This is a genomic window from Paraglaciecola sp., from assembly GCF_051252315.1.
In the GTDB taxonomy this organism is placed as follows: Bacteria; Pseudomonadota; Gammaproteobacteria; order Enterobacterales; family Alteromonadaceae; genus Paraglaciecola.
The window spans coordinates 19,873-46,114 of record NZ_JBPOFP010000006.1 but is presented as its reverse complement, the minus strand read 5'-3'; the positions used below and the strand labels follow the sequence as shown (position 1 = coordinate 46,114).

The 26,242-nt window shown below is 37.5% G+C and carries 22 protein-coding genes; 11 read left to right on the top strand and 11 right to left on the bottom strand.

Annotated elements, in window-relative coordinates; translation table 11 throughout:
- The first annotated feature begins 5 nt into the window (after positions 1–5).
- From ACSHXM_RS02005 to ACSHXM_RS01985, 5 genes are all read left to right on the top strand, one after another.
- Positions 6–1,457 carry a DUF7133 domain-containing protein gene (locus ACSHXM_RS02005; RefSeq protein ID WP_435687049.1) on the top strand — a complete coding sequence of 484 codons (1,452 nt, stop codon included), beginning with the start codon at positions 6–8 and terminating at the stop codon, positions 1,455–1,457.
- Positions 1,458–1,579: 122 nt separating this feature from the next.
- Positions 1,580–3,085 carry a glycerol kinase GlpK gene (glpK, locus tag ACSHXM_RS02000; RefSeq protein ID WP_435687048.1) on the top strand — a complete coding sequence of 502 codons (1,506 nt, stop codon included), beginning with the start codon at positions 1,580–1,582 and terminating at the stop codon, positions 3,083–3,085.
- Positions 3,085–4,692 (top strand): FAD-dependent oxidoreductase, encoded by a 1,608-nt coding sequence (locus ACSHXM_RS01995; protein WP_435687047.1) that lies wholly within the window; start codon positions 3,085–3,087, stop codon positions 4,690–4,692. Before glpK ends, ACSHXM_RS01995 begins: the two co-directional genes overlap by 1 nt.
- 284 nt (positions 4,693–4,976) lie before the next feature.
- Positions 4,977–7,070: a di-heme-cytochrome C peroxidase gene (locus tag ACSHXM_RS01990; protein WP_435687046.1), complete on the top strand. Its 2,094-nt coding sequence runs from the start codon at positions 4,977–4,979 to the stop codon at positions 7,068–7,070.
- An 11-nt stretch (positions 7,071–7,081) separates the two neighbouring features.
- Entirely contained in the window at positions 7,082–8,416 is a 1,335-nt protein-coding gene (locus ACSHXM_RS01985; protein WP_435687045.1) for a cytochrome P450, read from the top strand.
- A gap of 6 nt (positions 8,417–8,422) precedes the next feature.
- Here ACSHXM_RS01985 and ACSHXM_RS01980 read toward each other — a convergent pair whose 3' ends face one another.
- The 3 genes from ACSHXM_RS01980 to ACSHXM_RS01970 all read right to left on the bottom strand — a co-directional run bounded on the left by ACSHXM_RS01980 (position 8,423) and on the right by ACSHXM_RS01970 (position 11,152).
- Positions 8,423–9,718 (bottom strand): tyrosine-type recombinase/integrase, encoded by a 1,296-nt coding sequence (locus tag ACSHXM_RS01980; protein WP_435687044.1) that lies wholly within the window; start codon positions 9,716–9,718, stop codon positions 8,423–8,425.
- Between the two features lie 221 nt (positions 9,719–9,939).
- Positions 9,940–10,779, bottom strand: a complete 840-nt coding sequence (locus ACSHXM_RS01975) for a universal stress protein (protein WP_435687043.1) — start codon at positions 10,777–10,779, stop codon at positions 9,940–9,942.
- A gap of 160 nt (positions 10,780–10,939) precedes the next feature.
- Positions 10,940–11,152: a hypothetical protein gene (locus tag ACSHXM_RS01970; protein ID WP_435687042.1), complete on the bottom strand. Its 213-nt coding sequence runs from the start codon at positions 11,150–11,152 to the stop codon at positions 10,940–10,942.
- Between the two features lie 315 nt (positions 11,153–11,467).
- Here ACSHXM_RS01970 and ACSHXM_RS01965 point away from each other — a divergent pair, with 315 nt between their 5' ends.
- From ACSHXM_RS01965 to ACSHXM_RS01945, 5 genes are all read left to right on the top strand, one after another.
- Positions 11,468–12,760 (top strand): NAD(P)/FAD-dependent oxidoreductase, encoded by a 1,293-nt coding sequence (locus ACSHXM_RS01965; RefSeq protein WP_435687041.1) that lies wholly within the window; start codon positions 11,468–11,470, stop codon positions 12,758–12,760.
- Between the two features lie 272 nt (positions 12,761–13,032).
- Positions 13,033–13,701: a GntR family transcriptional regulator gene (locus ACSHXM_RS01960; protein WP_435687040.1), complete on the top strand. Its 669-nt coding sequence runs from the start codon at positions 13,033–13,035 to the stop codon at positions 13,699–13,701.
- A 12-nt stretch (positions 13,702–13,713) separates the two neighbouring features.
- Positions 13,714–14,868: a mandelate racemase/muconate lactonizing enzyme family protein gene (locus ACSHXM_RS01955; RefSeq protein WP_435687039.1), complete on the top strand. Its 1,155-nt coding sequence runs from the start codon at positions 13,714–13,716 to the stop codon at positions 14,866–14,868.
- Positions 14,869–14,920: 52 nt separating this feature from the next.
- Entirely contained in the window at positions 14,921–16,249 is a 1,329-nt protein-coding gene (locus tag ACSHXM_RS01950; RefSeq protein WP_435687038.1) for an MFS transporter, read from the top strand.
- A gap of 74 nt (positions 16,250–16,323) precedes the next feature.
- Positions 16,324–17,376, top strand: a complete 1,053-nt coding sequence (locus tag ACSHXM_RS01945) for an SMP-30/gluconolactonase/LRE family protein (RefSeq protein ID WP_435687037.1) — start codon at positions 16,324–16,326, stop codon at positions 17,374–17,376.
- Positions 17,377–17,421: 45 nt separating this feature from the next.
- On the opposite strand, the gene ACSHXM_RS01940 is transcribed toward ACSHXM_RS01945, so the two are convergent.
- Entirely contained in the window at positions 17,422–18,141 is a 720-nt protein-coding gene (locus ACSHXM_RS01940) for a heparan-alpha-glucosaminide N-acetyltransferase (RefSeq protein ID WP_435687036.1), read from the bottom strand.
- Between the two features lie 8 nt (positions 18,142–18,149).
- Positions 18,150–18,329: a hypothetical protein gene (locus ACSHXM_RS01935; protein ID WP_435687075.1), complete on the bottom strand. Its 180-nt coding sequence runs from the start codon at positions 18,327–18,329 to the stop codon at positions 18,150–18,152.
- 196 nt (positions 18,330–18,525) lie between these two features.
- On the opposite strand from ACSHXM_RS01935, the gene fabA reads away from it, so the two are divergent.
- The gene (gene fabA / locus ACSHXM_RS01930; RefSeq protein WP_235310645.1) at positions 18,526–19,044 is read left to right on the top strand and encodes a 3-hydroxyacyl-[acyl-carrier-protein] dehydratase FabA; all 519 of its coding nucleotides are present in this window, start codon (positions 18,526–18,528) and stop codon (positions 19,042–19,044) included.
- A 52-nt stretch (positions 19,045–19,096) separates the two neighbouring features.
- Here fabA and rmf read toward each other — a convergent pair whose 3' ends face one another.
- The 6 genes from rmf to ACSHXM_RS01900 all read right to left on the bottom strand — a co-directional run bounded on the left by rmf (position 19,097) and on the right by ACSHXM_RS01900 (position 26,188).
- Complete coding sequence (gene rmf, locus ACSHXM_RS01925) at positions 19,097–19,273, bottom strand: ribosome modulation factor (RefSeq protein ID WP_435687035.1); 177 nt, start codon at positions 19,271–19,273, stop codon at positions 19,097–19,099.
- 277 nt (positions 19,274–19,550) lie between these two features.
- Positions 19,551–21,278 carry a DUF3466 family protein gene (locus tag ACSHXM_RS01920; RefSeq protein WP_435687034.1) on the bottom strand — a complete coding sequence of 576 codons (1,728 nt, stop codon included), beginning with the start codon at positions 21,276–21,278 and terminating at the stop codon, positions 19,551–19,553.
- 24 nt (positions 21,279–21,302) lie between these two features.
- Complete coding sequence (gene uup, locus ACSHXM_RS01915) at positions 21,303–23,204, bottom strand: ATP-binding cassette ATPase Uup (protein ID WP_435687033.1); 1,902 nt, start codon at positions 23,202–23,204, stop codon at positions 21,303–21,305.
- The gene (locus ACSHXM_RS01910) at positions 23,201–23,431 is read right to left on the bottom strand and encodes a glutaredoxin family protein (RefSeq protein ID WP_435687032.1); all 231 of its coding nucleotides are present in this window, start codon (positions 23,429–23,431) and stop codon (positions 23,201–23,203) included. Before ACSHXM_RS01910 ends, uup begins: the two co-directional genes overlap by 4 nt.
- A 4-nt stretch (positions 23,432–23,435) precedes the next feature.
- Complete coding sequence (gene rlmKL, locus ACSHXM_RS01905) at positions 23,436–25,535, bottom strand: bifunctional 23S rRNA (guanine(2069)-N(7))-methyltransferase RlmK/23S rRNA (guanine(2445)-N(2))-methyltransferase RlmL (RefSeq protein ID WP_435687031.1); 2,100 nt, start codon at positions 25,533–25,535, stop codon at positions 23,436–23,438.
- Between the two features lie 119 nt (positions 25,536–25,654).
- The gene (locus tag ACSHXM_RS01900; protein ID WP_435687030.1) at positions 25,655–26,188 is read right to left on the bottom strand and encodes a cell division protein ZapC domain-containing protein; all 534 of its coding nucleotides are present in this window, start codon (positions 26,186–26,188) and stop codon (positions 25,655–25,657) included.
- Positions 26,189–26,242: the final 54 nt, after the last annotated feature.

The following is a 26,242-nucleotide window of genomic DNA, read 5'->3' as shown; positions in this document are numbered from 1 at the left end:
ACCCAATGAACAAAATAACGAAAACATTAGGTTTATCCTTGTTATTAATAACCTCTACGACGGTTTATTCTCAAGGTGCACCAAAAAACAATTATAAACCAGATGGTTATAGTATTGTCACTATAGAAACGCCAAAAGATGTCAGGTTTCACGCTACAGGCTTAGATTCTACACCCACAGGTGACGTTTATGTGGCAACACGTTTTGGCGATGTTTGGAAACTAAATGGTGATAACTGGACAAAATTTGCTGAAGGTTTACATGAGCCTACTGGTTTATTAGTTGATGATGACGGTAGTATTATTGTTGCCCAAAAACCAGAGTTTACTCGCCTAATTGATACTAATAATGACGGTCAAGCTGACGAGTATTTAATGCTGGCTGGTGACTGGGATTTCCATGATAACTATCACGAATTTACCTTTGGTCCAGTTAAAGATAAACAGGGTAATTATTACGGTACATTAAACTTGAGCCATGGTGATCCTAACGCCTTTTCACTGGGTGCTATGGGGAGTTCTGGTGGTTATCGAGGTTTTGCTTTTAAAGTTAATAAAGATGGTGAATTTAGCCCTTATGCATGGGGATTACGTTCGCCTGCGGGTATTGGAAGTAGTCCAACAGGTGAGTTGTTTTATACGGATAATCAGGGTGACTGGGTTCCTACCTCTACCTTTCATTTTTTACAAGAAGGTAAGTTTTATGGACACCCTGTTTCGTTAGCACAACGCCCTGATTATACCAAAGAATCTATCACTAATACTGCAGTTGAAGTATTTGATGAAATGCGAGAAAAACCGGTAGCACATATCCCTCATCTTGAAGTAGCTAACTCACCGGGAAACCCTGCGTGGGATATAAGTAAAGGTCAATTTGGGCCATTTTCTGGACAAATTTTTATTGGAGACCAAACACAGTCTAATATTTTCAGAGTGTTATTGGATAAAGTTAATGGCGTATACCAAGGCGCGGTAATCAACTTTATGAATGGTTTTCAAAGTGGCAACATTCGTGCTGAATTTGATATTAAAGGACAACTTTGGATAGGCCAAACTGCAAGGGGGTGGGGTGCTAAAGGAGGCAAACCTTTTGGTTTACAAAAAGTTGTCTGGGATGGCACTAATCCATTTGAGTTATATAGTATTAATTTGACCCAAACGGGGTTTAAATTAACTTTTACCGACAAGATAGATGCTAAGTCAGTTACTTTAGATAGTTTTACTGCACAAGATTGGAATTATAAATACAGTGGTAACTATGGTTCACCTAAAATGAATTTAGCACCAATCACGCCGAGTAAAGTGTCTTTATCTAAGGATCAACGTACAGTAACGATTGACATGCCTTTAGTGGCAGACAAGGTTGTACAAGTTGATTTTACCGGACTTAAAGATGTAAATGGACGTCATACGGGCGTAGATAAAGTGTATTACACCCTGAATCAATTGGTTAAGTAGTTCTTTTAATTTAAACACTTATTCAATAAAAAGCGTTATTGACTCCATTTATATTATGTAGTCACTAACGCTTTTTTTGTGCTACAAATAACCAATAGTAGTTTGACTAAGGGCCATCGGATATGTCTGGTTATTTTCTATCGATTGATCAAGGCACAACAAGTTCCCGAGCGATGTTATTTGATGAAAACGCAATACGTATTGGCATGGCTCAACACGAATTTCCTCAATACTTTCCTCAAGACGGATGGGTTGAACATGAGCCAAGTGACATTTGGTCTTCAGTTTTAAACTCCTGTAAACAAGTAATTGATAAAAGCAATATTGATATCAATTCAATCCATTCAATAGGGATCACCAATCAAAGAGAAACGACATTAGTTTGGGATAAATTAACTGGCGAGCCCATTTATAAAGCCATTGTTTGGCAAGACCGCAGAACCGCAGTATATTGTGATTCCATTTGTAAATCAGAAATCCAAAGTATGGTCACTAATAAGACTGGTCTGTTAATTGATCCATATTTCTCGGCTACTAAAATAAGATGGATTTTAGATAATGTTGTAGGTGCTAGAGAAAAGGCTGAGAACGGAGATTTGGCGTTCGGCACAGTAGATTGTTATCTATTGTGGAAATTAACCGAAGGAAAAGCCCACTGTACAGATGCAACAAATGCTTCTCGGACACTGCTTTTTAATATCCACCAACAATGTTGGGATCCTGAGTTGTTAGCACTGTTTTCTATTCCTAAATCTATGTTACCTGAAGTTAAAGACTCAGCAGCTGATTTTGGTATCTCCGATGAACATTGGTTAGGTAGAAAGATCCCAATATGTGCAATGGCGGGTGATCAACATTCGGCCTTAGTTGGCCAAGCTTGTTTTACACCGGGTATGACTAAAAGTACTTACGGAACGGGGTGTTTTGTCATGCAAAATACAGGAAATAGGGCATTACGCTCTAATAATAAACTATTGACCACCCTTGCTTATCGATTAAAGGGCGAAGTTACGTATGCTATTGAAGGCAGTATTTTTATGGCGGGTGCAACAGTGCAATGGTTACGAGATGGGCTACAAATTTTATCCCATGCAAGCGAGAGTGAAGAGATGGCGAAACAAGTTCCAATAGAGCATGGTGTTTATATGGTGCCGGCCTTTACCGGTTTAGGTGCGCCATATTGGGATGCAGATGCAAGAGGAGCAATTCTAGGCTTAACTCGAGACTCTGGCATAAACCAAATTACCAGTGCCGCTTTGCAGTCTGTATGTTATCAAACCAAAGACTTACAACTAGCTATGGAACATGATGGTCTAAAACCAAGTGTATTACGAGTAGATGGCGGCATGTCCAATAGCAATTGGACAATGGCGTTTTTAGCGAATGTATTGGATATCAACGTAGAAAGGTCTGATATAACTGAGACCACAGCCTTAGGTGTTGCCTTTTTATGTGGTTTACATTTGGGGATTTATGAATCTCTCAAAGATATATCTGGTTTATGGAAATGCAATAAAATATTTAAGCCTGACATGGATCAAGCCTTAAGAACTAAACTTTACCAAGGTTGGAAAGATGCAGTCGGCAGAGTGAGAAGTGAAGAGATTACCAATAAAAGCCATAATTAATGTCAAATTTACGTAGCAGTAATCTAACTAAACTATCTAAAACACACTTTGACGTACTCATAGTGGGGGGAGGGATTAATGGTGCAGTATCAGCCGCTTCATTGGCAGCAAAAGGCGTTAAAGTAGCCCTTATTGATAAAGGCGATTTTGCAGGTTCCACTAGCTCTAACTCATCAAATTTAGCATGGGGTGGGATTAAATATTTAGAGAGTTACGAGTTTTCACTAGTCAATAAACTATGCAAAAGTCGAAATCATTTAATGGTAAGTTTTCCTTCTACCGTTAAAGAAATTCGTTTTTTAACCAGTATTCAAAAAGGCTTTAGATTTTCGCCATTCTTTGTGTATTTGGGGACCATTTTGTATTGGTTAATGGGACGCTTTTCTACCAAAATGCCAAACTATCTAACCTCCAATAAAATTAAACAAATGGAAAAAGTCATCAATACCCAAAACGTTACTGGGGGCTTTGAATATTCAGATTGTTACCTGTACGACAATGATGCACGTTTTGTATTTAACTTCATTCGCTCTAGTATGAGTTACGGCTGTATTGCGGCGAACTATGTAGAGCTTGTAATGGCTAAAAGGGTAGGGACGAAATGGATCACACAAGTAAAAGATTCCATCACAGGTGAAGAATTTAAGCTCAGTTCCACTTGTATTGTTAATGCTTGTGGCCCCTTTGTAGATTCAATAAATCAAAAGATTGGCGAACGAACAGAACATAATCACTTGTTTTCGAAAGGCATTCATTTAATTGTTAATAAGATCACCAAAAACAATAAAGTATTAACTTTCTTTGCTGACGATGGGCGATTGTTTTTTGTTATCCCTATGGGAACTCGCACTTGTATTGGCACCACAGATTCACAAGTGAGTGATCCTGTTACCCATGTGACTGACAAAGATCGCCAATTTGTACTAGATAATGCAAACAAATTGTTAGATTTAGCTAAACCATTGGTAAATAGCGACATTATCTCTGAGCGTTGTGGTGTTAGACCATTAGCGATTAAAGACAAAGAGGGTAAGGCAGACTGGGTACAACTATCCAGAAAACACGCCATTGACATAAATCAGCAAAACCAATACCTATCTATTTTTGGTGGAAAGTTGACTGACTGTATTAATGTTGGCAATGAAGTAGCAAAAAACATCGAAAGCTTTGGTATACCTTTAACGTATTCCGAACAAAAATGGTACGGCGAGCCCGATGACAGCATAAAGCGTGAGTTTATGCATCGCGCTAAACTTATGGACTTTGACGCATTAACTCCAGAGTCATCTTCAGAACCCTTAACTCAAAGGTTTTGGCGAAGATACGGCCGTAATGCCATTAACATGTTAGAAAGGGTAAGAGAGAATCCCAAAAATGGTGAGTTGTTAATTAAAAACTCCGAGTACTTGCGGGTAGAAATAGAGCATGCAGCACAGCGGGAAATGATAACTAAGTTAGAAGATTTCCTGCGTCGTCGTTCTAAAATGTCATTGGTACTAAGCAATGCCGATATATTATCTGATCCTGGATTAATCGAAGCATGTGAAATACTGTTTGGTGAACAAGCCCAAGAAAAAATTGCCGAGTACAAATCTAGCTTTGATTAATCTGCAACATAATCTCAAGGTTGTAGAATTTTTATTCGCCTATGAGTAAAAAATTACTTAAAAATCAAATGAGTTTCGTCTAAAGTAAATACACAATAATTAGTTTTATTGGTTCTAGAGATTTTGAATTAATCGGTAACAGTTAATTCACTCGGTAGAACAAACAAAAGGTGTATTGTTTTCGAAGGGAGTAGAAAACAGTCATTGCACTTAGTATTAACTTTATAAGTGTTTAAACATTGCAGTAGCACTAAATAATAACTAATGTCAGAGGGAATTTTGTCATGGCTACTATATTTCAGCAGATCTTCGCGTCACTATTTTATCTAATCAAAAATATAAAATTACTAATAATTGTCATAGTCCTTTTGGCAATCATTGCATTAATCATTGGCAAGACCTACCAAGGCTGGGACGACGATCCCGCACGAGGAGCTATCCCCATTGAAAACGGAGCATTTGGAGACAACTATTCTACACCTACCTATTTAGAACAAGGTTGGTCTGCAAATGACAGTTTGTGGTTTTACAATACAACCCAAGGCTCTGCGCTATTACCCTATGACATTTTTATCGCCTTAGAACAGGCTGACTCTAATAGTTTATTTCGCGATAACAAGAATATAGATCGTTATCGATACCTCCCTCAAAAGCCTACATTCTTTAACCCTGATGGGTTTCCTGTTGGGTTTGTAAAAGAAACCTACCAAGGCAAAGATTACATGGGATATACCTGTGCAGCCTGTCATACAGGGCAAGTTAACTATAATGGCCAAGCTATTAGAATAGATGGTGGGCCTGCCATGGCTGATATGGTGGGCTTTTTATCAGGCCTTGAAAAGTCCATGCTTGCCACCTTAAACAATCAAGATAAAAATGCCCGTTTTGTAGATAGTGTATTGGCATTGAATAACGATTTTTCAACTAAAGAAGAGGTAATTGAAAGTCTTCAACAATGGACTCGGACAATTCGGCTTTACAATACTGTCAACCATAGTCACATAGATTACGGCTACGCTCGGTTGGACGCATTTGGTCGCATTTACAATCGTGTTTTACAACACATGATTAATAAACCTCAGCTAGCAACGGCAATGAAATTAACCGTATCACCAACAGGTAAACGGATTTTAACGAATCAACAAATTGAAAATGTATTAGAAGGTATTGGTGAAAACATTATTGTTGATAAACAATTTGGTTTGGTTTTTGAGAGACTTGCTTCAAAAGAAAGTGGGTACCCTGGTCTCAATCAAAGAAATTTATTACGAGTAAGAAACCAAGTTTTTAATGAAGCGAATGCGCCGACAAGTTATCCATTCCTTTGGGACATTGCTCAATCAGATTATGTGCAGTGGAATGGGGTGGCTAATAATTCAGGAGTGGGTCCATTAGGTCGAAATACTGGTGAAGTAATTGGTGTATTTGGCATCTTAGATTGGACGTCTCACCAGACAGATGGTTTTAGTTTATCAGCAAAGCTCACAGGGCAAGACAAACTTAAACAACAGGTAGATTTTACTTCGTCTATAGATTTGACCAATTTGCGCCGTTTAGAATCACACTTAAAAAGTTTAAAGTCTCCTGTATGGCCACAAGAAATTTTAGGAAAAATAGATAAGCAAAAAGCTGAGAGAGGCCAGGTTATTTACGCCAAATATTGCCAATCATGCCATGAAGTTATAGATAGAAATAATTGGGATCGTTTGGTTGTTGCCAAAATGTCGGACATTGACTTTATTGGGACTGATAAAGCCGCGGCTGTTAACGGAGTGGCGTATTCAGGTAAATCTGGAAATCTAAAACATACTGTACAAGCTACAGATGTGGGAGATTTAGTTATTGAAGAAAATGCTCCGGTAATTCAAATTTTAACCTCAGCGACCAAAGGGGTTATAGCCACACCTGACGCAGACAAAATGTTTATACGCCGATGGTTAGACAGAATTTACGATATTGGCGCATCTTTCTTTGATAATACTATTCCTAATACCATTAAGAGTGGTAACTATAAGTCAGATACCACCTCATCTCCGTATAACTCACTGCTTGCCTATAAAGCACGCTCATTAAATGGAATTTGGGCTACGGCCCCTTATTTACATAATGGTTCAGTACCTAGTTTATACGATTTACTTCTCCCCCAAGAAGAGCGTCCAAGCGAATTTATGGTAGGTAGTCGAGAGTTTGATCCCGTTAAGATTGGTTTTAGGACTGAAGGTTACGACGGGTTTAGATACAGAACGCTTCGTGTAGGTGATAAAAATACAGGGCATGAATATGGAGCTGGTAGAACACCTCAATTAAACGGTGAAGTATTGCCAGCGCTGAACGAAAGTGAGCGTTGGGACTTAATTGAATACATTAAGACACTTTAGAGGGTAGGAACATGACTAAAGATTATTTAAAAGAATATGACGCTGCTACTGATTCTGAGAAATATCCATTAGTACAAAAATGGATGAAAACAGAACCCTTACCCTTTTTTAAACAGTTACGTGAACAAAGACCTATTTTAGTGACACCAGAATGTACATTGTTAGCTTTGTTCACTGATGTTCGCGATTGTTTGCAGATGCCGAAGATATTCACGGTAGACCTATACAAACCCAAAATGGGCGTAACTGATACAGAAGAAGGTTACTTAATGGCCCATGATGACGATGCTTTACATTATCGTGAAAAATCTATTATGCAAGGCATGTTAAACAGAGACGATATCCCGAAAGTAAGAGCAGGTATAGCCAAGTCAGCAAAGGAAATTTTAAAAGACGCCAACGGTCAATTGGATATAGTCGATAACTATTGCAGAATGGTACCGGCGATTATGGTGCAAGAATATTTCGGCCTGGATGGGATCTCCCCTGAAAAGCTATTAAAATGGTCATTCTGGAACCAGTACAACACCTTTCATAATCAACCTTTCGACTTAAATTCAGAAGAGAAATATAAAAGGATTGTTAACGAACACGACAAATGTTCAAAAGAGTTAGTTGACTATATGACAGTACTTATAGTTAGGAAACTTGTCACCGTAAAAATAAAAGATCGTATCTTTGGAATGGGAATTAAAGTCATTAATTTGCTGCGATTTATTGCAAAACAAGAGCCCATAGTGTTAAAAGATGACATAGTTAAACGTATGTTACGAACTAGTTTTGCCCAGCAAGTTGATTTTCCTTTAACAAGAATTGGCACTAATGCGGGTGGCTTGCTTATTGGGGCTGTGGAAACAACTTCACAAGCTGTAGCTCAAGTGATCCGTATGTTTATTGAGGACCCGGCTCTACTAAAACAGGCTAAGGACGCGGCATCAAAAGAAGATAATAGCCAGATTGATGCTTTGGTATGGGAGGCATTGCGTTTTGTGCCCATTAGCCCTTATATGTTTAGGCAGGCGAGTTGCGATTACACCATTGCAAAAGGTACTGATAGACAGACAACTATTGCCAAAGGAACAAACGTCTTAACCTTAACTCAATCCGCTATGTTTGATAATTATGCTAACGATAACCCTGACGAGTTTAACCCTGATCGTAACTGGTATCATAACTTTAACTATGGTTTTGCATCTCACGATTGTTTAGGGAAATACGTTGGAATGGCGATGATCCCAGAGATGGTAAAACAGATAATGTGCCTTACTAATTTACAAGCTGTATCTGAAATGGACTACGAAGATGGCCCTTTCCCGGAAAAATACAAGGTTTCATGGGACAGCTAATTCTACTTAAAGTTTACGTGTAGTGCCTGCTTTTATTCGATCTCGATGAGCTGGTGCTACATATATTTCTACCGTTGTTTTAACACTCGCATGGCCGAGCTCTTCTGCTAACATAGTTTCGGTGATTTCTCCTAAGGCTTGTGTTGCCCCGGTATGCCTTAACCAATGAGACGAAGCGCCTGATATTGACTGAGCTTGTTGAGTTTTACCTTGCTTAACTAATTGTTTGATTACCAAATCAAACGCTTCTTCTACCATGTTATTTAAACTGTCTTGATGTAATGCTTCTCCGGTTTTTTTAGATGGCATAATCGGCATGTTTTCGTCAATTTGGGGCAGGGGAGTTAGCCCTAAAAACTGTCTATATCGGGTTAAAACATTATCGATAAACCCATCTGGAACTGTCACTAAGCGCTCTTTCTTGCCTTTTCCAATCACATTTAACACCCAACCTTCGCCTGACAAATCCTGACTAAAGTGCCCAAAAACAGGTGTTCTAAAGTCTCGTTTAGCTAACTCAGAAATTCTTAAGAACAATACCTTTAAAGAAAGCACTAAGAATCGATGTCTCTCATAATTAGGGTTTTCATCAGCAGCGGTAGTCAGAGTATCGATAAACAACTGCCAAATATCATCGTCAATTGTATGAGGCGCCTTATAAACGCTGCCTTTGACTAGGTATTTACAGCTCTTTTTAACCAACAAGACGGGGTTTCTAGTAAGATATTCCTGTTCAGTCAGTTCTTTGATAAATACGTTTAAAGATGCATAAGAGTTCTGTAAAGAAGTTTGATTCAATTGGTAAATATTTTTAGGTTTCTCATTTTTGTTTGCTGTTATCAGCGCTTGGTTCTTTCTATCTGCTTTTGATTGGCGTAAAACAAAAGGTCGCCAATTATTATTAACCAATCTTACATCAGTTTTGGCCTTGGCTTTAAAGCGACTAGCTATGGTTGTATCTGCTATGAGTCGTTTTGGTGGAGACCAGATCCAGTCTATGTATTCTCTAATTTCATCAACGCCAACATCTTTTAAGGATATTTGTTTTTCATTCCAACAAAACAACATAAAACGTTCGGCTTCATTTCTAAACCTGTTTTGAGTACCAATAGAACTACCAATAACATTGGTTAAAAATTGCAACAACATCTGAAGATCTTGTTTAGCGTTAATGCCCGAATCCTCAAGTTGCTCTAGGTATAAATGAAGCGAAGGGTAAACCTGTGCAAACTCAGCTGTGTTTAACATGGCTAGTTGCCCAGGTATAAGCTTGATGGAATCTGTAATTGGATGATATTTCATGAAGGGGATCTTAACGTTATGAATACACCTAGTCAATTCGTAATAATGTCAATTATTACGAATTGATATTATAGACTTATATCTTGGGCTTACATCCTGTGTTTTACTGCGGCAATTAAACCAATCTTCCTTGGCGCATAGATGCCACGCTACGTGAATAAAATTCTAGCCTGTTTCATCAACGTAGCGTGCCGATAATGTATTAAGGTTATTACTAAGGTTTACACATTACTTTGTTTATTAACGATGATAGTGTCTACAGTCAAACGTTTTAAAATTTTCTCTGCTGTATTACCAATCACTAAACCTTTCAAGCCAGTTCGTCCGACACTGCCCATAACAACAATACTAGCTTTAACTTTACTGGCGACTGAGGTTATCTCAGAAGAAACAGAACCGGCGCTTACATGACTTGTATAATCACTAAGCTTATTAGTTTGCGAAATCATTTTATCTAAATTCGATTTTGTCTCTGCCCCTTGTTGCGCTAGGACGGCATGAGGTTCTGTAATATCTAGTTCTTTTTTAAACCTAGATATGGGGATTACAGTTAGCACATTGATGTCTGCTGCTAAAGGTTCAGACAAATCTTTACTTGTATCTAATACTTTGTCATTAAGTAACTGTTGATCTTCACTTTCATTCAAGATATCAACTGTGGCAAGTAATTTGGTTTGGCCTTTCCACTTATTATCACCGCATAATAATATAGGCGACTCCATTTGCGAACGTAGACTTGCTTTTACTAAGGAAAAGTCTAATTCAGCGTCCTTAATATGTGGTCTATACAACAGTGTGAGATCATATTGAGATTTTGCTTGTAGTGAATTTAAATACTCACTTTTTGCTGCCGTTGTTGTGGCTGCGTCAAACAGTATGTCCGTTTCACACGTATCATTAATCAACTTTTCTATGTCAGCTGTAATTTTCGTTGAATTGTTACTCTGTGGGCTGGATGTAAAACATACAACCGTAATCTGCTGAGGAGCAAATTTTACGGCCTTTTGCAGCATACTTTTTACATTACTTATATGTTCAATTACAACTAGGATCTGCTTCATAAAAATGTCTCATCCAATCTTTTTCGTCTAATAAATAGGTTAAAATAAAATAACCACATTTTAAATAATAGTATTTAAACCATAATTGATAAACATCTAATAATCTATCAATATATTTGTCAATTAGTTAATTTTATTAGGGTTTTTAAAGATTTCATTATTAATTAAACATATCAAGTTGCTCATCCTTTTGCGCCCTAACAAGTTTTTCAATTACTTCAGCTCTATTATCTGGTTGACTATCAATCCAGGCAATAACCTCAGGGTGAAGCCGTAAACTAATACTTTGTTTCGGCTGGGCAATCTTTGGGCGCCCTGCCCCTTGCCTTTGACCACCATGTTTAGAAATATTATTACGTTTAGTTTTTTCCATTATTAATACCCGAAACTTGCATTTTGAAAATAGGGTACATTTTTCAAAAATATTTGCAATACATAATTCAAGAATTAATGTATTCACAATTCAAATTGGGCTGTACATCAGGTGTAACATACTTGTAAGTATTTTGTTAATGGCGTTATCAACACTAAATCACATGGACTTTACGCTGGAATTATTAGAAAATATCATCATTAGATGGCACAAATATTCGTAATATCTTCGTTTCTTATCTTGTTTTCCATTCTACTGCTGAACAACGAAACTTGACTGCCACAATTTTATTTTCAAAACTCTTTAGGACTTATTATGCAAAAAATAGTAATTGTAGGAGGTGGCGCAGGTGGCTTAGAGCTTGTTAGCCGACTCAGTAAAACCTTAGGAAAACAAAAGTTGGCGGAGATCGTCTTGATAGACCGCCACCCCACCCATGTATGGAAACCTCTATTACATGAAGTGGCTGCCGGCGTAATTGATAAAAACTCTGACGGTGTTGACTATAGAATTCATGCAGCTCGTTTAAAATATCAATTTCAATTAGGATGTATGAGTCATATAAATCCTACTGAAAAATCGATTAAATTAGATGCCCATTTTGATGAGAATGGAGCATTACTCCTTCCTGAAAGAACGGTTACCTATGATTACCTTGTTCTAGCAATCGGCAGTGTGAGTAATGACTTTGGAACCCCTGGTGTTAGTGAACATTGCTATTTTTTGGATTCTTTAGTGCAAGCTGAACGTTTTCATAAAGCGTTATTAAACCAACTATTAAGGATCAATCAGCAAATAGATGATGCAAAGAACTTAAAAGTAGCCATTGTAGGTGGTGGTGCCACGGGTACTGAGTTGGCAGCACAGTTACACCATGTTGCCAATTTAGCGCGTTCTTATGGCATGCCTCAAATGTCCGCAGATCGATTAAAAATTTCTATTATTGAAGCAGGTGAAAGAATTCTGCCCGCACTACCGGAGCGCATTGCAAATTCAGCAAGAGGAGCACTTAGAAAGCTTGGTATAGATGTCTTAGAAGAAACCCGAGTAGCTAGCGCTGAAGATAATGGTTTTATGACAAGTGAAAACACATTGATCGAAGCTGACTTAATGGTGTGGGCAGCAGGTGTTAAAGCTCCCGATTTCATTCAAGAATTGGGGATCTTTGAAACTAATCGAGCACAACAAATCCTTGTTACACAACAATTAGCAAGTACAGTGGATAATGACATTTATGTCCTTGGAGACTGTTGTGGATTTAAACAGTTAGATGGAACTTGGGTACCACCACGAGCCCAATCAGCCCATCAAATGGCTACAGTTGTTGGAACAAACCTTATCAATACCTTTAAAGAAAAACCTTTAAAATCTTATAAGTACACCGATTACGGGTCTTTAGTACATTTAAGTAAATACAGTACGGTTGGTTCATTAATGGGTAGTCTATCTAACAGTAGTATGTTTATAGAAGGTCGATTAGCTAGGTTGGTGTATATTTCACTTTATAATATGCATCAATTTGCTGTGCATGGCTGGTTTAAGGGCATATTGGTACTACTCAGTCGAAAGGTAAGTAACTTAGTAGGGACCAAACTAAAGTTACACTAACCCTCCTCCATCAAGATAATGTAATATTGGTCATTAAGAGGTTGTAGATGACCAATATTGGCCATTATTTTAGCCATTTAGTGCTTTTTAATAAGTATTGCTTAATTTTACTTTTTTATAAAAAAATTAAGTCTTTCAATAAAGCTACAATTCTTTAAGTTTTTAGTCACTTTTGTTACAAAACTTCGTTTTTATATAAATAAAACTGACTTTTTAATTGTGATTATTTTTAAGATCTAGTAAATTGTGTGTAATTCATTGAGGATAATGTAATGACGATAAGAGATTATATCGTACCAACTGATAATAAGTTGATCTCCGAAGAAGACTCTATCTATACAAAAATTTTAGGCGATATCGCTAAAGGACATTTAGTAAGCGGTGACAGGTTAGTTACAACGCAACTGGCAAAACAATACAACACAAGTATTAACCCAGTTCGAGAAGCATTAAAGCAGTTACAAGGTGAAGGGTTTGTAACCGTGTTACCTAACAGTGGCTCTCGAGTAACTAAATTTGAATTTCATACCATGCGAGATGTATTTGAAATTTTAGAATTACTAGAACCTTATTTAATGGAATGGTTTGTGAACGAACATACCAATGAACAGTTAGATAGTTTGAAGGGTATTCTAAAACAAATGTCTGAGATGTCACCTTCGGATTTTGTGCGATATCGTGAATTAGATGCGGATTTTCATGCCTTAATGTATAGCCATCATTATAACAAACGTGCCTTTGGCATGTGGTGTAAAAACAGGTTGATGTTACAAGCGTTTCACGCAAATTTAGGTTTTTCAGCAAGACGTTTTGAACAAAGTATCGCTGAACATCATGAAATTTTAACTGGTGTTGAAAATAGAGACGTAGACGCTGTAATGACAACCTTAAATAAACATATAGATAACAGTGGCCAGTACTGGTCAAAACATTTTCAATAATTAGGGTGTTAAATGAGAATTACCGATGTTAAAGCTTATGGCTTTTGGGCTGGAATGCGCAATGTTTGTTTGGTTAAAGTAGAAACCGATCAAGGCGTATATGGTTGGGGAGAGTCTGGACTCTCTGGCCGAGAAAAAGCAGTCATAGGAGCTGTACAACATTTTCGGGAATTCTTAATAGGTCGTGATCCAAGACAAATTGGTGCGCTTTGGCAAGAGATGTACAGAGGCCAATATTTTGAAGGAGGCCGTGTATTAGCCGCAGCAATTGCTGCGATAGACATTGCCTTACATGATTTAGTGGCTAAAAGTCTAAATGTTCCTGTATATCAATTACTAGGTGGTAAACAAAGAAACCATATTCCATTATTTGCAACTAGTGCAAAACCTATGGGGCCAGAGCTAATTGAAGATGTTTTAAAGTTAAAAAGTGAAGGCTGGAACGTTATTAGAACAACTCATGGTTTAAATGGAGTAGCAGATAAACCAACTGTTTTAGAACCAAGCGAAAATTTAGTACTTATTGCTAAATGGTTAACTAAAGCTAAAGAGGCCTTAGGAGATGAGGTTATCTTTGGTATGGACTATCACCATCGATTATCGGTACCTGAAACCGTTTCTTTTATTAAGCGTATGCCAAGAGGCACACTAGATTTTATTGAAGAACCAATTCGCGATGAGTCCCCTGCTGCATATGAAGCGTTACGTCAAATGTGTGATGTTCCTTTTGCTATAGGAGAAGAATTTACAAGTAAGTGGGATTTTGCTCCTTACGTTGAGAAAAATATTACCAATTATGGGCGTATAGATATTTGTAATGCCGGTGGTTTTACTGAATCAATGAAAATTGCTGCTATGTGTGAATCTCACTATATAGACATGATGCCGCATAATCCACTAAGTCCAGTTTGTACTGCCGCTTCTATTCATTACTGTGCCGCGATAGGCAATATGGCTTGGCTTGAGCTTAATCCATATGATGGCGACATGTCAGATTTCGACCGATTTTTTGTAGATCGTCCTTTAGTGAAAAATAACGCATTTGAAGTAATTGACAAGCCTGGCTTAGGCATTGATGTTAATGAAGACTTAATTAAAAATTTGGACTTTAAATTTTGGGAAGCTCCAAGATTAATCAAAAAAGACGGATCTTATACCAACTGGTAAGTCAGAAAGTATATCGCACCTCAATAAAAACCTATAAATAAGAGTGAACATTATGCAGACAGTGGCAACAGATAACAGCAAGCCAACACGTACACGATTCCAAATATTAGGATTAATATTTTTAAGTGTCGTTATTAATTACATGGATCGCACAAATATCTCAGTTGCGGCCGCTGCGTTAACCGATGATTTGCAGTTAACCTCGATTCAAATGGGATTAATTTTTTCAGCATTTGGTTGGACTTACTCTGTTTGTCAAATCCCTGGTGGCATTGTAGTAGATTTCGTAAAGGCAAGAATTCTATACCCCGTTATTTTAGTCTTATGGTCAGCTGCTACACTAATCCAAGGATTAGTGAGCTCCTTTGGTGCGCTAGTTGGCTTAAGGATGGCCATAGGTGTGTTTGAAGCGCCATCCTACCCTTGTAACAACAAAATTGTCACGAGTTGGTTCCCTGAAAATGAGCGTGCTTCAGCCATTGCAATTTATACTTCTGGCCAATTTATTGGTTTAGCATTTTTGATGCCATTGTTAGTCGTCATCCAAGATGCTTTCGGATGGAGAGGTTTGTTTATTGTTTCAGGTTTAGTTGGATTTGTGTGGGCAGCAATATGGTATATATTTTATCGTGACCCTGAAGACCATAAAGGCGCTAACCAAGCAGAACTTGATCACATAAATCAAGATGAAGTACAAGTTGTTGAAGAACAACCAGAAACAAAAGAAGAGTCTAAGTTAACGAAGGAAAATTTAAAAATAGTTTTCTCAAACCAAAAACTTTGGGGCATTTATATTGGTCAGTTTTGTTTAGGTGGGACACTTATATTCTTCTTAACTTGGTTCCCCACATACTTGGTTGAATATAGAGGATTAGATTTTATTAAATCAGGTTTTTTGGCTTCAATTCCATTTATCGCGGCTTTTTGTGGTGTGTTAATTTCTGGCTTCTTCTCTGACTTTTTGGTTAGAAAAGGCGTGTCTAAGGAAGTATCTCGTAAAGCGCCAATGATTTTAGGTATGCTGTTGTCAATGTTTATCATAGGTGCAAATTACACTGACGATACAACCTTAATCATCACATTCTTATCCATTGCATTTTTTGGTAATGGTTTATCTTCTATAGCTTGGATCTTTGTCTCTTTGTTGGCACCTAAACAACTAATCGGTTTAGTCGGCGGGTGTATGAATGCCATCGGTAGTTTGGCTGGCGTCATTGTGCCTGTAGTTATTGGCTTCTTGGTAACAGACGGAGACTTCCGCCCTGCTCTATTCTTTATCGCTTCGTTAGCAGGTATCGGGTTTTGTTCTTATTTATTCTTAGTCGGGAAAATTGAAAGAGTAAGACTACCTGGTGAAAAAGCACTTGTTAAAGAAGCTTAAACAATTTCGTTTACTCTACTTTATTTGGCTCAGGCTTGAGCCAAATAAAAGTAATTTACCTGTGGGCTCATTACATGAAAAAGTTACTTATATTGTTAGCTATTACAACTGCTATTTCCTCGTGTCAATCTAATCAAGTTCAACTAGAAACTAACTACACTCCCAATTCTTTGCCAGGCGTAACTAAGAAAGCGGGTTTTGTAGAAATTTTTGATACACAAGCACTTAAATATATAGATAAAGATTTAAAAGTAACGATTCGAGCAGAAGGCTTCACTTGGATCGAGGGGCCAACTTGGATTGAAGATGGAAATTATCTAATATTTTCTGATATTCCTATGAACCGAATTATGAAGTATGACCCAATACACGGGCTTAGTACTTATATGCTAAACCCAGGATATTTAACTTATGATCCGAATCATAAGGGCGGAGGTTCGAACGGCCTTTTAGTTAACAACGATAAGCAGTTAGTACTCATGCAACAAGGGGCGAGGCAAATAGCCATCATGGACGCGCCAATATCAGCTCCCAAACATAAATTTATTCCACAAGTTAGCCACTTTGGTGACAAACGTTTAAACAGCCCCAATGATCTAGTCCAACACACCAATGGGGATATTTACTTTACGGATCCTACTTATGGTCTTAATAAAACTGATCCAGACCGATTACAGCAGTTGCCGTTTAGTGGCGTTTACAGATTAAATAATAAAGGAGAACTTAGTCTCCTTGATAAGGACTTAACCTTTCCAAATGGAATCGGTTTATCACCTGATGAAAAAACTCTTTATGTTGCTGTTTCAGATAAACAGGATCAACATTGGGTAGCTTACGATGTGAATGAGTATGGCTTGTTGGAAAACAAACGCCGGTTTTATGATGGTAATCAACGAGCAAATACTGAGGGGCATAAAGGCGGTGCTGATGGTTTGTCGGTCCATTCTAGTGGAGTGATTTTTGCGACTGGCCCAGGGGGCGTTTGGTTGTTTTCTCCAGAGGCTAAACTATTAGCCATTATTAGAACCGGCCAAAACACATCGAATTGCACGTTAACGACAAACGAAGACCAACTGTTTATAACAGCTGATGATTTCCTAATGAGTGTGCCGATTAAAACATTATAAATTGTAGATATATTCTACCTAATGGCTATGCTCGCTAGCTGATGTTTAACGAACAATTAAATCGGTAAGCATGAATAAGCCGAACAATATGGGTTGGTGAATAAGATAAATCACTAATGAGCGTTTTCCTAAATTGGCCATTTTGTTATTAAATCGATTCTTCGGTAGTTTAATGCCAAACAAATTATTGTGCATTAGGAAAATACCGAACAATACCACACTAAACCATGGGAAAAATCTGGTTAAATCAACTGTTTGCTGAGGTATACCTAAATGGGCGACACTCCAAGTCCAAAGCGGAGTTAAGGATAACCATCCTTGATACCAAGTAAATAATATCGATAATCCAACGATTAAGCTTAAATTAGGAGTGTTAACAAAGATTACCGATAATAGTAAAGCTAGGGTTATAAAATGTATGATCCCAAAATATATCCAACTGTTAGGGTATAAAAAATAGCTAGAAGCTGAAATAAGAACTGCTACAGACAATAATTTCGTTACCGATTTAGTTAGTTTTTTCAAACAGATATTTTGGTAATAGCTTAAATAACTGCTCATGCCTACCGCGAGCAAAAACGCCGTTACAATTACGACTCTAAAGATACGCCACTCAATTTCAATACTCGTCTTAAAATTTGTCCAACCAAATGCAGTAAGATCATAACCGAAGTGAAACATAATCATTAGGACGATAGCCGCCCCTCTTAAAACGTCAACCTCAAAAACTCGAAATGACCTTATCGGTAATTGACGTTTGTTCATATCATCACCTATTTATCATTGTCTTTAAGCCACTCATTTAACAGTTTAATTTGTCCACATTTATATGCTGCATAGGTAATACGTAGAGAATTAGTTAAGATTTCACTATCCGTCCAATTAGTTTTGTCGGAAATTTCTTTATAACACTGCATTGCTTCGGGAGATACATATCCCCTTACTTGTTTCATGCCTTTCTCTTTTTGTTTATCACGAAAACGTTTTTGTTTTTCGGCATTTGCACTGCGTTTAGCTTTTAAGTTGTTGCTCAAAGAGAGTCCTTTTAAAATTTATACAAAAAAAAGTAAAAAAATCACTGTTCAGAGTTGTTTAGCGTACAAGTGTTCGCTAAATTACGCACCAAGATTATTAACCTAAGTATATAGAATGACAATACAACAAAATAGTTTTACCAAAGAAGAACTTTTATCTTGCAGCCAGGGGGAGTTATTTGGTCCTGGAAACAGCCAATTACCAGCTCCTAACATGTTAATGATGGACAGAATTGCTGAGATTTTTGAAGAAGGTGGTGAGTACGGTAAAGGTTACATTGTTGCTGAACTAGACATAAATAAAGATCTTTGGTTTTTTGATTGTCATTTCCCAGGAGACCCAGTAATGCCAGGTTGCTTAGGACTAGATGCAATGTGGCAATTAGTTGGTTTCTTCCTAGGATGGTGCGGTGGACCGGGTAAAGGAAGAGCGTTAGGTGTGGGTGAAGTCAAATTTACTGGACAAGTACTCCCAACTGCTAAAAAAGTTACCTACAGAATCGATATGAAGCGGGTTATTAAACGTAAATTATATATGGGTCTTGGTGACGGAACAGTAGCAGTAGACGGTCGTGTGATATATCAAGCGAAAGACTTAAAAGTAGGATTGTTTCAAGATACGAGTAGTTTCTAACTCACCATATTTTGTATCCTAAAAACTAAAGCCCCTAATTGGGGCTTATTTTTTATTTGGTCATCAATCCTATACTTCGATCACCTATGGCCTCTCGCCATCCCCCTAACCATTCAGACCTAGCACCTGAAGTCTGAAATGGACAATTATCTTTTGAACGTCCGGAAATGCCTGCTTGGTAGCCTTTTGAATGTGCTCTTGAAAGTTTGTCTCGCTTCTGTCTTTTCATTGATTGAGTTTCCTCTCTTAAAAATAAATGACTTATATGGTTCAAGTAACCACATCAATAGAAATAGAGGATCGTGCCGGTAGGTTCAATAGTAAATAATAACTTTTTTAATTGACATTTTTTAACTCTTTGAAAACTTGTTTTTTTTTACTATAAACCAATTTTTTATAAAAAACGGGTTTTGAAACAAAAATGAAATATAGTCTGATTGTGCAAACTATAGTTATAAAAAAACCTGCTAATTGCAGGTTTTTTTATATTAGTTTACTGATAAATTTTAGTTTAATTTACGTCTTCTGATCCATAGAATTAACAAGGTAATAGGCATTAACCAGAATAGACTGGCACCTTGTCGTTCTCTATTGGCTTCATTTACTATCTCTCCACAATCATCGATTGTTCCGCCTGAGATAGGTTCTAATTTTACTGCGACAACTTGCTCACGTAACACTTCATTTCCATCATCATCTAACAGTAAGTCACCGAGTACATTACGCAAAGGCGCCTGTATTAGTGCGGTTGCCGCTATTTCACCATTATCATTGATGGCATTCGCCTGAACGATGGAGTATTCAGCCTCACATCCAATTTGCTCATTTAAATTACTAAACTCTTTTGTTCCATGGTCATAAATAAAACCAGCTGTGCGCCTTGTGGTTTGAGTTGCTTCTATTTCACCATAACCCACTACTTGACCATTATTATTAATGTCAAACGCAACACTTGATGAACCAAGGAAAAAGTCATCAGGAAAAGTTAACTGAGCGCTATTAACGTCATATACAAAAAACTTAGTTCTAAATGAGCCATTAATTGACTTAGGTTGAAAACCAACAACCAAATCACTGTTGTTAATGTCAGTTGCGGTACTTAGGCTTGAAGAAGAACGAGCAACAGTCAACTCTACATCGGGCGTAATATTAATCACGTCATCGCCGTTATAAACGACTGCATAATTTCTAATTGCGGTTGTGCTACCAGAAACATACTCACCTGGAGATTGACCAACTGCAATACCATTATCGTTGATAGCACTAGCAGAACTAGAGTATTTTGTTTCATCATCAGCATCAGGAGTAAGCAATAAACCTAATTCTTTGGTGTCGATAATGTTTCCATCGTTATCAAGTTGCCAAATTAGGCCTCTTACTTGCGAGTGGCTTGCAACTTCAGATGCATAGCCGGTAAACAAAGAAGATACACATGATTCTACTGGCAGATCGCCTCGAGGAAGTACACCTTCATCATTTAGCTCTTCATCAATACAAGCATCGATAGAGGCTTGTAGTCCTTCAGAGTCAAAGTCTGTCGTACCGAAACCTACAACTTGGTTGTTGTTATTAATACCTGTCACATCACTCACGCCACCTAAAGTAGTATCAATAGGTGCTAAGTCTACGACGTTACCATTTACATCGGCAAAGCCATGGGCAGAAAAATCACTTAATATAAAGGTGACAGCTAGCTCATTCTCGGTACCTTCTGCGAAAACATAAGGAAGTTTATAAAAACCACCCTGACTGCGGCCAACTGTATAACCAAGATCGTTTATATCATTGACCAAAGTACCCGTGTCTAACATGTATTCATTATTACTATTTTTACTACCAAAGCCAGGAATCAAAACAGTATCTTCAGGCGTGGCAACATAACTGGTAATGTTGGCAATTTTTTGCACAAATTGAGAGGACTGATTGTCTGAAAGGCCTGACATTACGTACGAATAGTCTGCCAGATTGAAGTTACCTGCCATGGCAGCATCTATATCCGTTAAATTAGCGGTAAATGCTTCTTCCTCAAAATCAAGTAAGTCGATATCAATAGGCGAGTTATAAGGTGTTCTAACATTAACTGTAATTTCACCAGCTTCGTTAATCGCACTAGGAAAACTATTGTAGCCTTTATCAACAACAGGTAATTCAACTACTTTGTATTTTGCACCGTAAACATTCGATACACTTAATAGGGCCAAAGATAATGCAACGGCCAACCTTGTTTTAATCATTTATAATCCTGCTTACTACTTATATTATTCGAGCATACTTTCTATTTCGTCCCATCTTTCATAAGACTGGCTTAACAGTAATTCTTTTTCAGCCAACTCATTTACTAATGGTGCGGTTTTGGATTCTTCTTGCTTGAAAAAACTAGGTTCGTTCATTTCGTTTTGCAAATGAGAAATCTGTTCTTCAAGTTTTTCAATTTCTAAAGGTAACGATTCTAATTCATGTTGTTGCTTATATGAAAGCTTTTTACCTTTTGCTTCAGAAGCTTTGGGTTTAGGACTCTTTGAATTGGATTTAGTTTCAGTTTTTGTTTTATTTTGTGCAGCTTGGTCTTTATACCAGCTATAAATGTCTGTACATCCACCTACAAACTCTCTAATTTCACCTTTACCTTCAAAATACAGACTACTGGTCACAACATTGTCCACAAACTCTCTATCATGGCTGACTAAAATTACAGTGCCCGGATAGTTGGATATAGTATCTTCTAATAGTTCTAATGTTTCTACATCTAAGTCGTTTGTAGGTTCATCTAATATTAATAAGTTACTAGGTTTTAGCATGAGTTTAGCCAGTAACAGTCTATTCTTTTCACCACCTGAAAGTGACTTAACGGGTGAATTAACGCGCTCTGGTGTAAACAAATAATCTTGAAGATAACTCATGACATGACGAGTTTTGTCATTGACAGTCACTTCTCGTTTACCATCAGCAATTGTATCGATTACGCGTAACTCACCGTCAAGCTGATCTCTATGCTGGTCAAAGTATGCCACCTCTATGTTTGCGCCGGATTTCACTGTTCCAGACGTGGGCTGTAGTTTACTTAAGAACAACTTAATCAGGGTACTTTTACCACACCCATTTGGGCCAACTAATCCCAATTTTTCACCACGTAAAATGGTACTGGTTAAGGATTTTACAATCAGTTTATCTTCAATAACGTAGTGCAAATCTTCTGTTTCAAAAATGATTTTTCCAGAACTTTTAGCTTCACTAACAGTAACTTTTGCTCTACCTAATTTATTGGCTCTTTGTGAACGTTCTACTCGCAAAGCTTTGAGTGCACGCACCCTACCCTCATTTCTGGTACGTCGTGCTTTAATACCTTGCCTTATCCAGGTTTCTTCTTGGCTAAGTTTTTTATCAAACAAGGCATTTTGACTCTCTTCAACTTCAAGGTCGTGAGCTTTTTGATCTAAATAAGCTTGGTAGTCTCCTGGATAACTAACAAGGTTTCCTCTGTCTAAGTCTACAATCCTGCTGGCTACGCTTCTAATAAATGCTCTATCGTGGCTAACAAAGACAACTGCACCTTCATACCCTTTAACGGCTTCTTCTAGCCATTTGATCATATCAATGTCTAGGTGGTTGGTCGGTTCATCTAGGAGTAATATATCTGGGTCACTTGCCATGGCTCTTGCAAGTGCAGCTTTTCTTCTCCAGCCGCCAGACAAATTACTTAATTGCTGATGGGGATCTAATTGTAATTTTGTGAGTACTTGTTGAATACGCTGCTCAAACTGCCATCCGTTGTGATGGTCAATTTTGTGCTGTAATTGCTCTAGTTTGTTTAAGTTAGCGTCTGACGGGTCTTCTGCCACCAAATCAGCCGTATGAAAATAGGCTTTTAGATATTGCCCTACTTCGGCAAGTCCTTCTGCAACATAGTCAAATAAAGTACTTTCTACGCTTGAAGGCGGGTCTTGAGGTAATCGAGAAATCTTCACATCGTTGTTAACGATACGTTGACCATCATCTAACTTAATATCGCCTTCAATTACTTTAAGTAAAGTGGATTTCCCAGAGCCGTTTCTACCAACTAAACACAAACGTTCGCCTGGATGGATGACTAACTCGATACCATTTAATAAAGGAGGATGGCCTAATATAATACTGGCATTTTTTAACTGCATTAAACTCAAAATAAAAACTCTTTTAATTGGTGACTATCAAATGGCCAAGGTAATTCTTGTTGTGTATCACTTCGAAACACTACCGGTATACGAGCGCCATATAGGTGATATAAATCGCTCGTAGAACGAACATCAACCTTGTTTAAAATAATGGTGTTATTGTTCAAACCATTGATTAGGTCTTCAGCTTGGTCACATAAACAACAATCTTTACCTGAATACAAAATAATATTCATAAGATTATAGTTTTACCAAAGACCAGCAATGATGAATTTTAGGGTTACGTTTAAAATCTTCTGGTAAAGTTTGTCTAGAGATATCCTTTATAGCCAAACCTAATGCTTCAACCTGAGCCGTATCAATCTTAAATTGGCGAAGGTTATTAGAAAATATCACTTCACCTCCTTTATTCAGGCACTTAACGGCATCTGCAATTAATGCAACATGATCTCGCTGAACATCCCAAGTCGACTCCATTCGTTTAGAATTTGAAAAAGACGGAGGATCAATAAAGATTAAATCATAATGACCTTGATGTTGTTTAAGCCAGGTTAAGCAATCGGCTTGAATAAATTCGTAAGCTCCACGCAAATTATTGCAACTGAAGTTGTCTTTAGCCCAATCAATATAAGTATTCGACATGTCGACCGTAGTCACTGATTTAGCGCCGCCTAGGGCAGCATGTACAGAAACACTACCTGTATAGGCAAATAAGTTTAAGACGTCTTTTTGTTTAGCCTTTTGTTGAATCATTTGACGAGTTATTCGGTGGTCTAAAAATAGACCCGTATCTAAGTAGTCAAACAAGTTCACTTGAAATTTAGCACCGTTCTCAAACACTTCTATACGCTCTTTACGTTGAGAAACTTTTTGATACTGGTTTTTGCCTTTTTGTTGCTCTCTTACTTTCAAAACTATTTTGTCAGAATCAAGACCTGTCACTTGTACCAGAGATTGCATGATTTCATTAACACGTTTTTTTGCCTTATGTTCTGGCACATCCTTAGGTGCTGAGTATTCTTGTACCACTAGGTGATCTGCATACTGGTCAATAGCAACATTGTACTCAGGTAAGTCAGCATCATATATTCGGTAACAATTGGTATTTTGTTTCTTTAACCATTTATTGGTTTTTTGTACATTCTTAGAAAAACGATTAATAAAATCGTTTGATAACGGTTTTATTTCCCTTATTTGGCAATTCTTTTCATCAAGTTGGTAGTTAACCAGTAAACATTCTAGTTTACCGTTCATTAACTTGTATTCTTTATTAGAAGTTAACTTCATTTCACGTAATAGATTACGATCTGAGGTTAACAAAGACATATGCCATTCTTTAAAACTTTGTTTTAGTTGGATACCTAATTTTTGAAACATAGGAACTAACTGCTTTGTATCACTCAGGCGTTCACCATAAGGTGGATTACTGACAAGATATCCTGTCGTTACATCACCAGGTGTTAACTCACATGCATTTTGTTGGGTAAACTCAATAAACTGGCTTACACCTGCAGTCTCAGCGTTTTCTCGGGCTATAGACAGCACTGCACCATCAATGTCGTTTGCTTTAATGACACATTGTGGTTGAGTTGATTCTTGTTCAGCTTTGGACTGTAGGTTGTTCCAAAGCTCTGAATCGTGTTGTTTCCAACTATCAAATCCCCATGCTGTTCTCTTTATTCCCGGTGCGATGTTCGCCGCCATCATTGCCGCTTCGATGGCAATGGTTCCGGCGCCACACATAGGATCGATTAATGTAGCGTGTTTTTGCTTACTCCAACCGCTTCTAATTAACATCGCACTTGCTAAATGTTCTTTAACAGGTGCTAAACCCGTTTTTAGGCGATAATGTCTTTGGTGTAAACTTTGGCCACTTAAATCAATGTAAATACCTAGTATACTTCGCCACATACGAGCTTGAATTCTAATATCTGGAGACAATTTGCTAACGGAAGGTCTTTGGTCGAAAAAGGTTGTGAATTGATCCACTATCGCGTCTTTTACTTTTAACGCACCAAATTGAGTGTTGTTTATACTTTGATTGGTACCATTAAAATCAACCATAAATGTATTAGACATGGCAAATTGAGTAGGCCAATTCACTTTGTCTGCAATATGGTAAACATCTTCTGCGGTATTAACCTCACCCTCTGCGAGTTTAATAAGTACGCGATTGGCCAAACGAGACCATAAACAAACTTGATAAGCATCTTCTAACTTACCGGTGAATAATACTTGACCAGGTTTGTTCTTCAGAGCCACATCAGGACAAATTTGTGCAATCTCTTCCAATAAAAGAGAATCCATTCCTTTTGAAGTGGTAATTAAAAATTCAAACATAGTATTACTCGCAGTTAAAAACGGGCGCGATTATACGGTAAATTCAAGCTAAGCGCTTGTTTATTACATAAATGATTGAATAAAATTATTAAAAATAAATTGTTGTGCAAAGAGTCCTATTAAGCTGATAGTTGGCAATCTTGGCTAGCAAAATAAGGTTCGAGGCGGTTATTGGCAAGTTTTATCAGTTCAAACTTATTAATGACCTTAGTTTCATTTAACATCAGTTGATTAGATATCAACATACAAGTAGCTAATACTCCGTCATCTAACAGGACTAAAACTACTCCACTATTTAAGTCGTTACTAATACGGGCTAATTTATGATGAACGCCAAAGTTTTCCACTTGATGTAAAAACCAACTTTTTGGTGATACTGGTTTATGAAACCGTAGAGCTGCAGTGGCGTTTATTAGGATGTGTGTTATTTGTGCATCTGATAAGTTTGTTCCGCTGTCTTGTAAACTGTTTTCCATAGATAAATACCATTCGGTATCTCTCAGGTTAAATAGTTCTTTTGAATCAGGTAAATCGACAATTTGTTTTTGTCCATAAGCAGTTGTGCATTGCCACTCCGATCCCATAGACAACATAAGTTGACTATTTTCAGTGAACCAAAACCAACTTGACATGGGCTGCAACATAGCACTCATTAAATAGATTAAACCTAATTAAAAGTTAACACATGTTTTTATAAAATGAGTGTC